Below are 14,699 nucleotides of genomic sequence, written 5' to 3' on the forward strand. Positions count from 1 at the left end.
TGCAGGTCCTGCGCTCGAGGCGCCAGCCGTGAACCGGTCCAACGGGTGATTCTGCCAGAGGATCTGACGTGGTCCATAACCGCGCCCGCCCGCGCGGCATTCCCCGACCGCCCCGACGGCCGCTCGGACCGGTGCGGCATCATGCGGGCATGGCCCGACGACCGCTGCGCCGTGACCGCCGACCCGCCCTCGAGGAGCGCCCCGGGCCGGTGGAGGGCTCGGTCGTGCGGGCCGCGACCGCCGCCGACATCGGCTCGGTCATCGAGCTGCGCATCCTCATGTTCGAGGCCATGGGCACCCCGGACGAGGACCTCTACGACCCCCGGTGGCGCGCTGACGCCGCCCGGTGGCTCCAGCTGCACCTCGACGACGCCGGGGTCGCCGTCGTCGTCGCCGACGTCGGGGGCGCCGTCGTCTCGTGCGCCATGGGCCAGGTCGTCGACCTCATGCCCTCCCCGACCCGTCGCGGTGACGTCGGCGGGCTGCTGACGAACGTCGCGACCTTCCCGAGCCACCGTCGCCGCGGGCTCTCGCAGGCCTGCGTCGAAGGGGTCCTCGACTGGTTCACGCAGTCCACCCGGGTCGACGTCGTCACGCTCAACGCGACGGCCGAGGGTGCCCCGATGTACGAGGCCCTGGGCTTCACGCCGTCGCAGTTCCCGGAGATGCGGGCTCGGCTGACGCGTGAGCCGACCCCGCCCGAGGCAGGGTGACCGTCACCGTCGTGCCGACGCCGACGCTCGACGCGAGCTCGACACCGCCGCCGTGCATGCGGGCGATCGTCTCGACGATGACGAGACCCAGCCCGGTGCCCTGCACCTGCTGCTCGCGGGCGTTGCTCGCCCGGTAGAAGCGCTGGAAGAGGTGGGCCTGGTCCTCGTCGGGGATGCCCATGCCGGTGTCGCGGCAGATGACGCGGACCCACGCGTCGTCGGCCTCGATGCGCAGCTCGACGCGGCCGCCGCGCGGGGTGAACTTCACGCCGTTGCTCGTGAGGTTGCCGATGGCCCGCTCCACCTGGTCGCGCTCGACCTCGACCGGCTGCGAGTGGGTGCCGGTGCTCACGACGAGCTCGACGCCCGCCGCGTCGGCGACGGGCTTCATCGACTCGCCGACGGAGGTGACGAGCAGACGCATGTCGAGGACCCGGCGCTCGGCGCCGGCGGCGCCGCTGTCGAGGCGGTTGAGCAGGAGCAGCTCGTCGATGAGCAGGCGCAGCCGCGAGACGTTGCGCGAGATGACCTCGAGCGCGTGGGCCTGACGGGGCTGCAGCGGCCCGAAGTCGCCGTCCTCGATGAGCTCGAGGTAGCCGGCGATCGAGGTGAGCGGGGTGCGCAGCTCGTGGCTCGTCGTCGCGACGAAGTCGGACTTCTGCGCGTCGAGCGCGGAGAGCTCGGCGACGACGCGCCGCTCGGCGAGGGCGTGCCCTGCGTACTCGGCGACGCGCCGGATGGCCTGCTCCTCCGAGGCCTCCCAGTGGTGCTCGCGCATCGCGGCGATCGACAGGATGCCGACGACCTCGCCGGAGACGACGAGCGGGTGCAGCGCCCAGGCCCGCACCCCGTGGAGGTCGGCGGTGCCGGCGAGCCGGTCGGGGAAGAGGGCGAAGATCTCGTCCGGCGTGTGGCCGAAGAGGGCGGGGACGTCCGCGAGCATCTCGCGCAGCGACGGCACGGAGATGTCGACGAGCAGCGGGGTGAAGTCGGCCGACGGCGAGCGGTAGCTGCCGGCGGTGACGATCTCGTCGCCCTCGATCTCGTAGATCGTCGTCGCGTCGACGCCGAGCCGCGCCGAGAGCTCGCGGCAGGCGTCGTCCCACGTGCCGTCGGCCTCGTCGTCGCGCCGGGAGAGCTGCCCGACGACCCGACTGGTGAGCCGGTAGAGGTCGAGCTGTCGCTCGCGCTCGCGGCGCATCGAGTCGTTGACCTCGGCGAGGGAGTTGAAGGCGGTCGCGACGGCCCGGACCTCCTGGGCGCCGCGGGTCGTGTCGGCGCGGGCGGCGACGGCGCCGGCCTCGTGGTTGACGACGGTGCTGTACAGGGAGCGAAGGGGGGAGATGAGGTAGCGCCGCACCTTCCAGCTCTGGCGCAGGGTCGCGCTGAGCGCGACGAGGCTGGCGAGGATGATCGCGACGAGCGAGATGCTCATGGCCGCGCGGTAGCGGTCGCGACGCCCCTCGCGGGCCGCGCTCACCTCCTCGACGAGGTCGTCGTGGGCGACCTCGACGCGGTCGAAGGTGGCCGCCGTGCTCGAGATGTCGCCCTCGCGGCCGTCGGCGACACGCGTCACCTGCACGTCGACGGCCGCGAACCACCGGTCCCCCGCGTCGACGAGCTCGTCCATCGCCTCGGCCCCGACCTGGCCGCCGGCGAGCTCGCGGAACTCCGCGGTCTCCCGGCGGAACTCCTCGCGGTCGGCGCGGTAGCGCTCGAGGTACATCCGGTCCTTCGTCAGCAGGTAGCCGCGGTACTCCGACTGGGCGTCGGTGATCGCGACGCGCATCCGGCTCGAGCCGTCGATGAGCGGGGTGAAGCGGGTGGCCGTCGTCGTCACCTCGTGCCGGATGTAGACGACCGCGCCGGCCGACAGCGCCGAGATCGCGAGGATGACGCACGACAGGAGGAGCACGAGGCGCTCGAGGACCCGCGCGACGGTGTGCTGGGGGCTCATCAGCCCTTGCCCTCACCGGTGTCGAAGCCGGTGCGGGTCATCGTGCCCCACACCTGCTTGCGACCGGTGAGGCTCTGCACCCAGCCCTCGATGCGCCACACGGCCGTGGCCTGCCGGTACCCGACGTTCTCGACGACCGCGGCCGCGAGCGTGCTCGCGAGGTCACGCCAGCGCGGGTACTTGTGGAAGCTCAGCTCCTCGACGGTCATCGCCGCGAGCGTGACGAGCGCGGCGTAGACGTACGCGACGGCCATGAAGAGCAGGAAGTACGAGACGTCGATGACCCCGAGCAGCGTGCCGAGGACGACGAGGACGAGCCCGAAGAGCTCGAGCGCCGGGGCGATGAGCTCGAAGAGCCAGTAGTACGGCAGCGCGATCATGCCGACCCGGCCGTAGCGGGGGTTGAAGAGCATGCCGCGGTAGGCCCACAGGGTCTCCCACAGCCCGCGGTGCCAGCGGGCGCGCTGCTTGCGCAGGACCTTCGCCGACTCGGGGACCTCGGTCCAGCAGATCGGCTCGTTGATGAACTGCACGCGGTAGTCGCGCTTCTGCCGGCGCAGGTGCTTGTGCACCCGCAGCACGAGCTCGAAGTCCTCGCCGATGCTGCTCGGGTCGAGCCCGCCGACCTCGACGAGCACGTCGCGGCGGAAGATGCCGAAGGCCCCGCTGATGAGGATGAGCGACTTCAGGCGGGACCAGCCGGAGCGGCCGAGGTGGAAGGCGCGCAGGTACTCGACGACCTGGATCCGGGCCAACCAGTTCTTCGGCATCCGCACCTCGGTGACACGACCTCCTCGCACGAGGCAGCCGTTGACCGCGCGGATGACGCCGCCCGCGGCGACCATGCGCACCGGGTCGTCGGCGAAGGGCTTGACGACCGACAGCAGCGCGTCGGGGTCGAGGATCGAGTCCGAGTCGACGAAGACGACGAGGTCTTGCGAGGCGTAGTTGATGCCGACGTTCATCGAGTCCGAGCGACCGGAGTTGGCCTTGCGGACGACGGTCAGGCGGGTCCGGCCGTTGCGCGGCACGTGCACCGAGGTCGGCTGCTCGCGCACGGTGATGTCGCCGGGCATGCGCCGCGGGATCTCGACGAGGTCGAACGTCTCGCGCAGCACCTCGAAGCCGCCGTCGGTGCTGCCGTCGTCGACGACGATGACCTCGTGGCGCGGGTAGTGCAGCGCGAGCATCGACTGCACCGCGAGCCGGATGCCCACCTCCTCGTTGTGCATCGCGGCGACGACGGAGACACCGGGCACGAGGCCGGAGCCGACGAGCTCCTCGCGGCCCGCGTACGGCAGCTGGCGCATCGAGCGGCGGAACTCCAGGCTCGACATGACGACGAGCACGAGATAGCTCGTGTTGATGACGAGGAAGTAGACGAGGACCGGCAGCGCGATGACGGAGAAGATCGTCTCGACGACCGGGCGAAGGGGTTCGAGCCAGTCCATCAGCGACCACCGGCCCCGGAGCCGGCGCGCAGCTCGAGCAGGGCCCTGCCGTAGCTCGTCGCGGCGCGGGTGACGTCGTCCTCGGGCGAGGTGCGCTCGGCGACCTCGTGGAGGGCGGCGATCCCGGGGCTGTCGAGGTCGACGAGGGACTGCGCGGCGAGCTCGCCGACACGGGCGTCCTCGTCGGAGAGCAGGTCCGCGAGCGCGGCCACGGAGGCGCGCCCGCCGAGCTCGGAGAGGGCGCGGACGGCGGAGAGCCGCACCGTCTGGTGGTGGCCGGGGGCGGCGAGGTCGACGAGCGACGGGATGTCGTCGGGTCGGCCCACGCGGCCCAGGGCCTCGGCGACGGCGGCGAGCACGGTCTGGTCCTCCTCGATGGCGAGCAGCGAGCGCAGGGACTCGCGCTGCGAGACGTGCTGGGCGACGCCGATCGCGCGCGCGGCGACGGCGCGGGTCGTCGGGTCGTCGCTGAGCAGCGCGGCGCCGACGGTGTCGGCGGTGCCCGGGCCGAGCTGGGCGAGGGCCTCGGTGACGACCCAGGCGGGCAGCGCGCCGCGGCCGCGGCGGGCGGGCTTGACCGAGCGCAGCAGCGGGCCGGCGGCGACGTCCTCGCGCAGCATGCCGAGCGCGCGGGCGGCGGTCACGGCCGCGCCGCGGTCGCTGTCCTGGAGCAGGGGCGCGACGGAGCGGGCCTCCCCCTCGACGCGCATGAGCCCGATCGCCCACGCGGAGCGGGCACGGCGTGTGCCGGAGGACGAGGCGAGACCGTCGCGCGCCCGGCGCACGACGCCGTGGCGCTGGAGCAGGCCGACGAGCTGCTGGGCCGGTGCACCCCGGACCTTCGACAGGAGGGAGACGAGATACCCGTCGACCGCCTCGAGACCGCTGAGCGGCACGGACAGCAGGCGCTGCACGGAGCTGCCGTCCTCGTCGTCGCCGGAGGCGATGGTGAGCACGTCGCGACGGATGGGGTCGATCTGGCGGCGGTCGCGCGCCGCCTTGCGGCGGCGCTGGATCCGGGCGAGGACGATCGTCGCGGCGAGCAGCACGGCCGTGACGGCCATGATCCAGAGCGACAGCCGCAGCACCCAGGCGCTGACGACGAAGTCGGGCATGTCAGCCGCGGGCGAGCAGCGAGCTCACCCGGTGGACGAGCTCGCGAGGGCTGAACGGCTTCGTGAGGTAGTCGTCCGCCCCGGAGCTGAAGCCCGCGTCGACGTCGACGTCGCGCGACCGGGCGGTGAGGAGGATGACCTTCGTCTCGGCCAGGCTGTCGTCGGCGCGGATCTCGCGCAGCACGTCCAGACCCGACATGCCCGGCATCATGACGTCGAGGACGGCCAGGGTCGGGCGCACCTCGCGCACGCGGTCCCAGGCGGAGTCGCCGTCAGCCACGGAGATCACCTCGTAGCCGGCGTTCTCGAGCTTGAAGGCGACGAGGTCTCGGATGTCGTCGTCGTCGTCGGCGACGACGACCGTCTGCTCCGCCATGCGCTGAGCTCCCCAGATCTGGTGTGGCGTGGGCTGTGGATGCGGCGATCGTACCTGCCGAACCGTGCGCCCTCGACCGGACGCCCGTGGCGCGTCGGGACGCGAAGGGGGGGACCGCCACCTCGTGGTGACGGTCCCCCCTTCGTCCGGCGAGACCCGGATCGGGTCGGCCCGGTCAGGCCATCTCGTCGTCGTCCATCTTGATCGAGCTGTTCTGCGAGACCTGGACGAGGAACTCGTAGTTCGTCTTGGTCTTCTTCAGCCGGTCGATGAGGAGCTCGACACCCTGCTGCTGGTCGAGGGCCGCGAGGACGCGACGCAGCTTCCACATGATCTTCAGCTCCTCGGGGGCGAGGAGGATCTCCTCGCGCCGCGTGCCCGAGGCGTTGATGTCGACGGCGGGGAAGATGCGGCGGTTGGCCAGCCCACGGTCGAGCTTGAGCTCCATGTTGCCGGTGCCCTTGAACTCCTCGAAGATCACCTCGTCCATGCGCGAGCCGGTCTCGACGAGCGCCGTCGCGAGGATGGTCAGCGAGCCGCCGTCCTCGATGTTGCGCGCGGCGCCGAAGAACTTCTTCGGCGGGTAGAGCGCGGCCGAGTCGACACCACCGGAGAGGATGCGCCCGCTCGCGGGGGCCGCGAGGTTGTAGGCGCGACCGAGCTTGGTGATCGAGTCGAGCAGCACGACGACGTCGTGGCCCATCTCGACGAGGCGCTTGGCCCGCTCGATGGCCAGCTCGGCGACCGTCGTGTGGTCGTCGGCCGGGCGGTCGAAGGTCGAGGAGATGACCTCGCCCTTGACGGCCCGCTGCATGTCGGTGACCTCCTCGGGACGCTCGTCGACGAGGACGACCATGAGGTGGCACTCGGGGTTGTTCGTCGTGATCGCGTTGGCGATGGACTGCATGACCATCGTCTTGCCGGCCTTCGCCGGGGCGACGATGAGCCCGCGCTGGCCCTTGCCGATCGGGGCGACGAGGTCGATCATCCGCGTCGTGAGGACGTTGTGCTCGGTCTCGAGGCGCAGGCGCTCCTGCGGGTAGAGCGGGGTGAGCTTGCCGAACTCCGGACGACGGCGGGCGTCGTCGGGCGTCATGCCGTTGACGGTGTCGAGGCTGACGAGCGGGTTGTACTTCTGGCGGTTGTTCTTGCCGCCGACCGTGTGCATGCCCTCGCCGTCGGTGCTCGTGCGGACCTTGCCGGTCACGGCGTCGCCCTTGCGCAGGCCGTGGCGCTTGACCATGCCGAGCGGGACGTAGACGTCGTTGCTGCCGGGCAGGTAGCCGCTCGTGCGCACGAAGGCGTAGTTGTCGAGGACGTCGAGGATGCCGGCCGCCGGGACGAGCACGTCGTCGTCGTGGACCTGCACCTCCTCCTGGTCCTGACCGCCACCGGCACCGCCGCGGCGCTTGTCACGACCGCGGTTGCGACCGCGGTTGCGACGGCGGCGGCCGCCCTCGTCGTCGTCGTCACGGGGGCCGTTGTTGCCCTGCTGACGGTCGCGGTTGCCCTGCGCGCCGCCCTGGTCGCGGCTGCCCTGTCGGTCGTCACGACGCTCGTCACGACGCTCGCCGCGGGAGTCGTTGCCGCCCTGCTGACGGTCGTTGCCCTGGCGGTCGCCCTGCTGGCGGTCGCCACGGGACTCGTTGCGGTCGCCCTGCTGACGGTCGCCACGGGACTCGTTGCGGTCGCCCTGCTGACGGTCGCCACGGGAGTCGTTGCCGCCCTGCTGACGCTCGCCCCGGGAGTCGTTGCCCTGGCGGTCGCCCTGCTGGCGGTCGCGACGCTGCTCGCGCTGCTCGCCCTGCTGGCTGTCGTCGCGACGGCTCTCGCGCTGCTCGCGGTCGCCGCGGGAGTCCTCGCCCTGAGCACGCTCACGGGTCTGCTCCTCGCGGGCCGGCTGCTCGTCGCGGGCCTGAGGGGCGCTGTCGCCGCCCTGGCCGGAGCCCTCGGGACGCTCGGCGCGGCGGCGACGCGGCTCGGCGCGCTCCCCCGTCGCCTCGGCGGGGGTCTCGCCCTGATCGGCCGCGGGGGCCTGGGGGGCCGAGCCGGAGCCGGACTGCTTGGTCTTGATGGCGGCGACGAGGTCGCTCTTGCGCATCTTCGCGGTGCCGGAGATGCCCATGCTGCTCGCGAGCTGCTGGAGCTGGGCCAGGCGCATCGCGCTCAGGGCGCCGGATCGGCGCGGGGGCTGCTCGGCGGTGGCGCCGGGCTCGCCGGTGATGGTGTCGGTCACGAAGGATCCTTTCCCCTCGCTCGTGCCTGCTCAGGGGCAGGCCAGGTGCGCCCCGTCAAGTGCGGGGTCTCAAGGAGTGCCACCGCTGCGCGCCCGCGGACCGGGCGAACCTGCAGGTGGTGAGAAGCTCCGCCCAGCTCAGCGCACGGGAGGCGCCGGGGCTCGTGGAGCTGGCTTCAATGTATCACCGTGACGACGGCGCACCCGTCATCCGGCACATCTGGGGACAGCACGCGCCAGCCGGGCGTGCTCTGCGCGACGACGCGGGCCTGCTCGACCCGGGTGCTCGTCGTGAGCACGAGGACCGACGGGCCGGCCCCGGAGATGACGCCGGCGTGGCCGTGCGCGCGCAGCTCGTCGACGAGCGACATGGCCGCGGGATAGCTCGCGCGGCGGTGCTCCTGGTGGAGCACGTCGACCGTGCCCGCCATGAGCGCGGACGGGTCGTTGGTCAGCGCGTGGACGAGCAGGGCGCCGCGGGCGGTGCTCTGCGCGGCGGTCGACAGCGAGACCGACTCGGGCAGCACGCTGCGCGCGAGGGCGGTGCTCAGCCGCGTGCTCGGCACGCAGACGAGGACGGCGACGTCGTCGTGCAGCGGCAGCCGCGTCGTCGCGGTGACCTGTCCCGCGTCGCCGGGCGTCATCACCGACACCGTCGCTCCCCCGTAGACGCTCGCGGAGGCGTTGTCGGGGTGGCCCTCGAGGGCGCTCGCGACCTGGTTGACGACGTCGAGCAGCCGCGCGCGGACGTCGGGGTCCGTCGCGTCGTCGAAGGGGGTGGCCTGCGGGCAGCACAGCGCGGCGGCCGCGAGGGCGCCGGTGACGATGGCCGTGGCGGAGGAGCCCAGGCCGCGGCTGTGCGGCACGGCGTTGGTGCAGCGCAGGTGCAGTCCGGCCGGGGTCGGCAGACGGAGGTGCGCGGTTGTCGCCGCGAGGCTGCGCACGACGAGGTGCGACGCGTCGAGGGGGACGGCCCCCTCCCCTTCGCCGCTCACCTCGACGACGACGCCGGGCTGCTCGGTCACGGTGACCGTGCACTCGTCCCAGACGCCGAGCGCGATGCCGACGCTGTCGAAGCCCGGGCCGAGGTTGGCGCTTGAGGCGGGCACGCGGACGGTGACGCTCGCGCCCGCCCGCGGCTCGCGCCACGCACCGGCCGCGGCGTCGGCGGTGCTCGTCCCCACGGTGCTCATCGCGGGGGTGCTCACCCGTCGAGACCGAGGGCGCGGGCGACCTCGAAGGCCTCCGCGGTCACCCGGACCGGCTCGACCTCGTCGCCGTCGGCGGTGCGCAGGGCCCACTGCGGGTCCTTGAGACCGTGGCCGGTGACGGTGCACACGATCGTCGCGCCCGGGGGGACGGCGCCGGCGGCGTGCTGCTTGAGCAGGCCGGCGACGCTCGCCGCGCTCGCGGGCTCGACGAAGATGCCCTCGGTCGAGGACAGCAGCCGGTGCGCCTGGAGGATCTCGTCGTCGGTGACGGAGTCGATGAGACCGCCGCTGTCGTCGCGGGCCTGCACGGCCTGGTGCCACGACGCGGGGTTGCCGATGCGGATCGCCGTCGCGATCGTCTCCGGGTCGTCGACGGGGTGGCCGTGGACGAGGGGTGCGGCGCCGGCGGCCTGGAAGCCCCACATCGCCGGGGTGCGCGTCGCGACGGGGGCGAGCTCGCCGGAGACGCCCTCGGTCGGCTCGGCGTACTCGCGGTAGCCGCGCCAGTACGCAGTGATGTTGCCGGCGTTGCCGACGGGCAGGACGTGGATGTCCGGGGCGTCGCCGAGCGCGTCGACGATCTCGAAGGAGGCGGTCTTCTGGCCCTCGATGCGCGCGGGGTTGACGGAGTTGACGAGCTCGACGGGGTAGGTCTCGGCGAGCTTGCGCGCGACGTCGAGGCAGCCGTCGAAGTTGCCGTCGACCTGGAGCAGGGTCGCGCCGTGCGCGATGGCCTGGCTCAGCTTGCCCATGGCGATCTTGCCCTCGGGCACGAGGACGGCGCACGTCATGCCGGCCTTCGTCGCGTACGCGGCCGCGGAGGCGCTCGTGTTGCCGGTCGAGGCGCAGATGACGGCCTTCGCCCCGGACTTCGCCGCCATCGACATCGCGGTCGTCATGCCGCGGTCCTTGAAGGAGCCGGTGGGGTTGAGGCCCTCGTACTTGACGAGCACACGGGCGCCGACGCGCTCGGAGAGCTGCTCGGCCTCGATGAGCGGGGTGCCGCCCTCGTGCAGGGTGACGACCGGCGCCCCCGTGAGCATCGGCAGACGGTCGGCGTACTCGCGGATGACCCCGCGCCACTGGTGCGCCACGGCGCTAGCTCCCTTCGACCCGCATGACCGAGGTGACATCGCCGACAGCGGGGAGGGCGGCGAGGGCGTCGACGGTCGCGGCGAGCGCGGCGTCGGGCGCCATGTGGGTGACGACGATGAGCTGGGCGTGAGAGGTGCGCTCTCCCCCGGGCTCGCCGTCCTCGTCGACGACGACCTGCTGGCGCACGGTCTCGATCGAGACGTCGTGCTCGGCGAAGGCCTGGGCGACCACGGCGAGCACGCCCGGGCGGTCGGCCACGTCGAGGCTGATGTGGTAGCGCGTCTGGGCGCTGCCCATGGGCAGGACCGGCAGGTCGGCGTAGGCGATCTCGCCCGGCCCGCGGCCGCCGGAGACGTGGTGGCGGGCGACGGCGACGACGTCGCCGAGGACCGCGCTGGCCGTCGGGTCGCCACCGGCGCCCTGGCCGTAGAACATCAGCTCGCCCGCGGCGTCCGCGCCGACGAAGACGGCGTTGTACGCCTCGCGGACGGCGGCGAGCGGGTGCGTGCGCGGGATCATCGCCGGGTGCACGCGCACCGAGATGCCCTCGGCGCCCCCGTCGTCGCTCGTGCGCTCGCAGATGGCGAGGAGCTTGACGACGCAGCCCATCTCGCGGGCGGCCCGGATGTCGCTCGCGGTGACCTCGGTGATGCCCTCGCGGTAGACGTCGGCGCTCGAGACGCGGGTGTGGAAGGCAAGGGAGGCGAGGATCGCGGCCTTCGCCGCGGCGTCGAAGCCCTCGACGTCGGCGGTCGGGTCGGCCTCGGCGTAGCCGAGGGCCTGGGCGCGCTCGACGGTCTCGCCGAAGCCCGCGCCGGTCGTGTCCATCGCGTCGAGGACGAAGTTCGTCGTGCCGTTGACGATGCCGATGACGCGGCGCACGTCGTCGCCGGCGAGCGACTCGTGGATCGGCCGCAGGATCGGGATCGCCCCGGCGACGGCGGCCTCGTAGTAGAGGTCGACGCCGGCCGCGTCGGCGGCGGCGTAGAGGGTGGGGCCGTCCTCGGCGAGGAGCGCCTTGTTGGCGGTGACGACGCTCGCGCCATGCTCCATCGCGCGCAGGATGAGCCCGCGGGCGGGGTCGATGCCGCCGATGACCTCGACGACGATGTCGGCGCGGGTCACCAGTCCTTCGGCGTCGGTGGTGAAGAGCGCGGGGTCGAGCCCGAGCTCGCTGCGGTCGCGCCCGGCGCGCCGCACGGCGATGCCGACGAGCTCGATCGGGCGCCCGACGCGGGCCGCCAGCTCGGCGGCGTTGCCGGTGAGCTTCTGGGCCACGGCGCCGCCCACGGTGCCGCACCCGAGCAGGGCGACCCGGATCGGGGTCTTGTCGCTGTCCATGCCAGCTCCTCCTTGGTCCATCACTCGTCGACGTCCAGCGCGAGGATGTCCTCGACAGTCTCGCGACGCACGATCACCCGTGCCCGGCCGTCCCGCACCGCGATCACCGGCGGACGAGGGGTGTGGTTGTACTGGCTCGACAGGCTGCGGCAGTACGCCCCGGTGCCGGGCACCGCGAGCAGGTCGCCGGGGCCGACGTCGGCCGGCAGGTACTCGTCCATGACGACGATGTCCCCGCTCTCGCAGTGGCGGCCGACGACACGGGTCACGGCGGGCGCGGCCTCGGAGCTGCGGCCGGCGAGCGTGCACGAGTAGTCGGCGCCGTAGAGGGCGGTGCGCACGTTGTCGCTCATGCCGCCGTCGACGCTGACGTAGGTGCGCACGGCGTCGCCGGTGACCTGCACCTGCTTGACCGTGCCGACCTCGTACAGCGACAGGGTGCTCGGGCCGGCGATGGCGCGGCCGGGCTCGATGGAGATGCGCGGGCGCGGTGCGGGGGCGTCGCCCTCGACGAGCTCGTCGAGCACGCGCATCTCGCGGTCGCAGACGGCCGCCATGTCGGCGCCGAGGTGCGCCGGGGTCATCGGGTCGTGCTCGGAGGTGTAGGCGATGCCGTAGCCGCCGCCGAGGTCCATCTCGGGCATGTGCAGCCCGTGCTCCTGCAGGACGGCGACGTGCAGCCCGACGAGGCGACGGGCGGCGATCTCGAAGCCGGAGACGTCGAAGATCTGGCTGCCGATGTGGCTGTGCACGCCGCGCAGGTCGAGCACGCCGTCGTGCGCGAGGACGGCCTCGATCGCCTCGGCGGCGGAGCCGGAGGCGAGGGAGAAGCCGAACTTCTGGTCCTCGTGGGCGGTGGCGATGAACTCGTGGGTGTGCGCCTCGACGCCGACGGTGACGCGCACCATGACGGGGGCGATGACGCCGAGCTCGGTGGCGACCTGCGCGACCCGCTCGACCTCCTCGAGGGAGTCCAGGACGATGCGCCCGACGCCGTAGGACAGGGCCTGGCGGATCTCGGCGAGGCTCTTGTTGTTGCCGTGCAGCGCGAGCCGCTCGGGCGGGAAGCCGACGCGCTGGGCGACGGCGAGCTCGCCGCCGCTGCACACGTCGAGGCTCAGCCCCTCCTCCATGACCCACCGCGCGACGGCGGAGCACAAGAAGGCCTTGCCCGCGTAGTAGACGTCGGCCCCGCCGCAGACGGCGACGAAGGGGCGGGTGAAGTCGTCGGCGAAGGCGCGGGCCCGGGCGCGGAAGTCGTCCTCGTCGACGACGTAGGCCGCCGTGCCGAAGTCGCGGGCGATCTGCGTGACGGGCACCCCCGCGACGGCGAGGACGCCGTCGTCACCGCGGGTGACCCCCTTCGACCACAGCTGCGGGAGCAGCTCCATGACGTCGTTGGGGTAGGGCAGCCAGTGCGGGGCGGCGCCGTAGCCCTCGGCGTGGAGGGCGCCGGCCTCGTGGGCGCGCATGTTCAGAGCCATGAGGTCACATCCGGTCCGGTGCGGAGACCCCGAGCAGGGTCAGGCCGTTGGCGAGCACCTGGCGGGTGGCGTCGTTGAGCCACAGCCGGGTGCGGTGGGTGTCGGTGACCTCCTCGTCGCGAAGGGGGCGCACGCGGCAGGTGTCGTACCACTTGTGGTAGCGGGTGGCGAGGTCCTCGAGGTAGCGCGAGACGCGGTGCGGCTCGAGCAGCTCGGCCGCCTGGGCGACGACGCGGGGGAAGTCGCCGATGATCGCCAGGAGCGCGGCCTCGGTCGGGTCGACGAGCAGCTCGGGGGCGAAGCCCTCCTCGCGCAGCACGCCGTCCTCGATCGCCAGGCGCGTGACGTTGGCCGTGCGGGCGTGGGCGTACTGCACGTAGAAGACCGGGTTGTCGTTGGTCTGCTTGCGCAGCTCCTCGCCGTCGAGCGAGAGGGGGCTGTCGGCCGGGTAGCGCTCGAGGTTGTAGCGCACGGCGTCGGCGCCGATCCACGACACGAGGTCGCGCAGCTCGATGATGTTGCCGGCGCGCTTGGACAGCTTCGCGCCGCCGAGGTTGACGAGCTGGCCGATCTTGACCTCGATGTTGTGCTGCGGGTTGTCGCCCGCGCACGCCGCGATGGCCTTGAGCCGGCCGATGTAGCCGTGGTGATCCGCGCCGAGGAGGTAGATCTTCTCGTCGTAGCCGCGGTCCTTCTTGCTCAGGTAGTACGCGGCGTCGGCGGCGAAGTACGTCGGGATGCCGTCGGCGCGGATGAGGACGCGGTCCTTGTCGTCGCCGAAGTCGGTGGTGCGCAGCCAGACGGCGCCGCCCTCGTCGTAGACGTGGCCCTGCTCGCGCAGCCGGGCGACCGCGCCGTCGACGGCGCCGCCGTCGTGCAGCTCGACCTCGGAGAACCACACGTCGAAGTGCACGCCGAAGTCGGCGAGGGTCTGCTGGATGTCGCGCAGCTGGGCCTGGTAGGCCAGCGAGCGCACGAGCGGCAGGGCCTCGTCGTCGGGCAGGTCGGCGGCGTCGGGGCGCTGCTCGCGCACGGTCGCGGCGAGGTCGTCGACGTAGGCGCCGGGGTAGCCGCCCTCGGGGGTGGGCTCGCCGCGCATGCTCGCGAGGACGGAGGCGCCGAACTTGTCCATCTGGGCGCCCGCGTCGTTGATGTAGTACTCGGCCGTGACGTCGGCGCCGGTGGCCTGGAGCAGCCGGCGCATCGCGTCGCCGAGCGCGGCCCAGCGGGTGTGGCCGATGTGCAGCGGGCCGGTCGGGTTGGCCGAGATGAACTCGAGGTTGATCGTGCGCCCGGACTCGCTCGTGCCGTGGCCGAAGGTGTCACCGGCCTCGACGACGGTGCGGGCCAGCTCGCCGGCGCTCGCGGCGTCGAGGGTGATGTTGAGGAAGCCGGGACCGGCCACCTCGACCTCGGCGACGCCGTCCGCGCGGCCGAGGTGGTCGGCGATGACGGTCGCGACGTCGCGCGGGGGCCGACCGGCCCCCTTCGCCAGCTGCATCGCGACGTTGGTGCTCCAGTCGCCGTGGCCCTTGGCCTTGGGTCGCTCGACGCGCACGACGTCGGGGACGTCGACGGCGAGGTCACCGGCGTCGACGGCAGCGGTCAGGGCATGACGGATCGCGGTGGCGAGCTCTTCGGGGGTCACCCGCAGGAGTCTAGGAGCCGTGGCGCGGGGCCCGGGCGGGTGTCCAGCACGGCCGGGTGCCGCGATGGTGCG

The 14,699-nt window shown here is 72.9% G+C and carries 11 protein-coding genes; 1 reads left to right on the forward strand and 10 read right to left on the reverse strand.

Annotated features, from left to right (window positions below):
* Positions 1 to 149: 149 nt before the first annotated feature.
* Positions 150 to 713, forward strand: coding sequence for a GNAT family N-acetyltransferase (locus EEW87_RS07050; RefSeq protein ID WP_123092053.1), 564 nt, complete (start codon positions 150 to 152; stop codon positions 711 to 713).
* On the opposite strand, the gene EEW87_RS07055 is transcribed toward EEW87_RS07050, so the two are convergent.
* The 10 genes from EEW87_RS07055 to argS all read right to left on the reverse strand — a co-directional run bounded on the left by EEW87_RS07055 (position 643) and on the right by argS (position 14,627).
* Positions 643 to 2,670, reverse strand: a complete 2,028-nt coding sequence (locus EEW87_RS07055; RefSeq protein ID WP_123092054.1) for an ATP-binding protein — start codon at positions 2,668 to 2,670, stop codon at positions 643 to 645. The genes EEW87_RS07050 and EEW87_RS07055 overlap by 71 nt on opposite strands.
* Complete coding sequence (locus EEW87_RS07060; protein WP_123092055.1) at positions 2,670 to 4,121, reverse strand: glycosyltransferase family 2 protein; 1,452 nt, start codon at positions 4,119 to 4,121, stop codon at positions 2,670 to 2,672. The genes EEW87_RS07055 and EEW87_RS07060 overlap by 1 nt, the downstream gene beginning before the upstream one ends.
* Entirely contained in the window at positions 4,121 to 5,236 is a 1,116-nt protein-coding gene (locus tag EEW87_RS07065; protein WP_123092056.1) for a HEAT repeat domain-containing protein, read from the reverse strand. Before EEW87_RS07065 ends, EEW87_RS07060 begins: the two co-directional genes overlap by 1 nt.
* 1 nt (position 5,237) lies before the next feature.
* Complete coding sequence (locus EEW87_RS07070; protein ID WP_123092057.1) at positions 5,238 to 5,612, reverse strand: response regulator transcription factor; 375 nt, start codon at positions 5,610 to 5,612, stop codon at positions 5,238 to 5,240.
* A 175-nt stretch (positions 5,613 to 5,787) separates the two neighbouring features.
* Complete coding sequence (gene rho, locus EEW87_RS07075) at positions 5,788 to 7,848, reverse strand: transcription termination factor Rho (RefSeq protein ID WP_123092058.1); 2,061 nt, start codon at positions 7,846 to 7,848, stop codon at positions 5,788 to 5,790.
* A 176-nt stretch (positions 7,849 to 8,024) separates the two neighbouring features.
* A complete protein-coding gene (gene thrB, locus EEW87_RS07080) occupies positions 8,025 to 9,041 on the reverse strand; it encodes a homoserine kinase (protein WP_123092353.1) in 1,017 nt (338 codons plus the stop codon).
* Between the two features lie 11 nt (positions 9,042 to 9,052).
* The gene (gene thrC, locus EEW87_RS07085) at positions 9,053 to 10,153 is read right to left on the reverse strand and encodes a threonine synthase (protein WP_123092059.1); all 1,101 of its coding nucleotides are present in this window, start codon (positions 10,151 to 10,153) and stop codon (positions 9,053 to 9,055) included.
* Between the two features lie 4 nt (positions 10,154 to 10,157).
* Positions 10,158 to 11,495 carry a homoserine dehydrogenase gene (locus tag EEW87_RS07090; RefSeq protein ID WP_123092060.1) on the reverse strand — a complete coding sequence of 446 codons (1,338 nt, stop codon included), beginning with the start codon at positions 11,493 to 11,495 and terminating at the stop codon, positions 10,158 to 10,160.
* Positions 11,496 to 11,515: 20 nt separating this feature from the next.
* Entirely contained in the window at positions 11,516 to 12,967 is a 1,452-nt protein-coding gene (gene lysA, locus EEW87_RS07095; protein WP_123092354.1) for a diaminopimelate decarboxylase, read from the reverse strand.
* 16 nt (positions 12,968 to 12,983) lie between these two features.
* Positions 12,984 to 14,627, reverse strand: coding sequence for an arginine--tRNA ligase (gene argS / locus EEW87_RS07100; RefSeq protein ID WP_123092061.1), 1,644 nt, complete (start codon positions 14,625 to 14,627; stop codon positions 12,984 to 12,986).
* Between the last annotated feature and the right edge of the window lie 72 nt (positions 14,628 to 14,699).

It is taken from the genome of Janibacter melonis (genome assembly GCF_003721155.3).
GTDB classification, from domain to species: domain Bacteria; phylum Actinomycetota; class Actinomycetes; order Actinomycetales; family Dermatophilaceae; genus Marihabitans; species Marihabitans melonis.

Excerpts from the sequence above, each read along its gene's own strand:
- EEW87_RS07055 (WP_123092054.1), bottom strand. The coding sequence starts at position 2,670 with ATGAGCCCCCAGCACACCGTCGCGCGGGTCCTCGAGCGCCTCGTGCTC.
- lysA (WP_123092354.1), bottom strand. The coding sequence starts at position 12,967 with ATGCGCGCCCACGAGGCCGGCGCCCTCCACGCCGAGGGCTACGGCGCC.
- EEW87_RS07070 (WP_123092057.1), bottom strand. The coding sequence starts at position 5,612 with ATGGCGGAGCAGACGGTCGTCGTCGCCGACGACGACGACGACATCCGA.
- EEW87_RS07065 (WP_123092056.1), bottom strand. The coding sequence starts at position 5,236 with ATGCCCGACTTCGTCGTCAGCGCCTGGGTGCTGCGGCTGTCGCTCTGG.
- EEW87_RS07050 (WP_123092053.1), top strand. The coding sequence starts at position 150 with ATGGCCCGACGACCGCTGCGCCGTGACCGCCGACCCGCCCTCGAGGAG.
- thrB (WP_123092353.1), bottom strand. The coding sequence starts at position 9,041 with ATGAGCACCGTGGGGACGAGCACCGCCGACGCCGCGGCCGGTGCGTGG.
- EEW87_RS07090 (WP_123092060.1), bottom strand. The coding sequence starts at position 11,495 with ATGGACAGCGACAAGACCCCGATCCGGGTCGCCCTGCTCGGGTGCGGC.
- EEW87_RS07060 (WP_123092055.1), bottom strand. The coding sequence starts at position 4,121 with ATGGACTGGCTCGAACCCCTTCGCCCGGTCGTCGAGACGATCTTCTCC.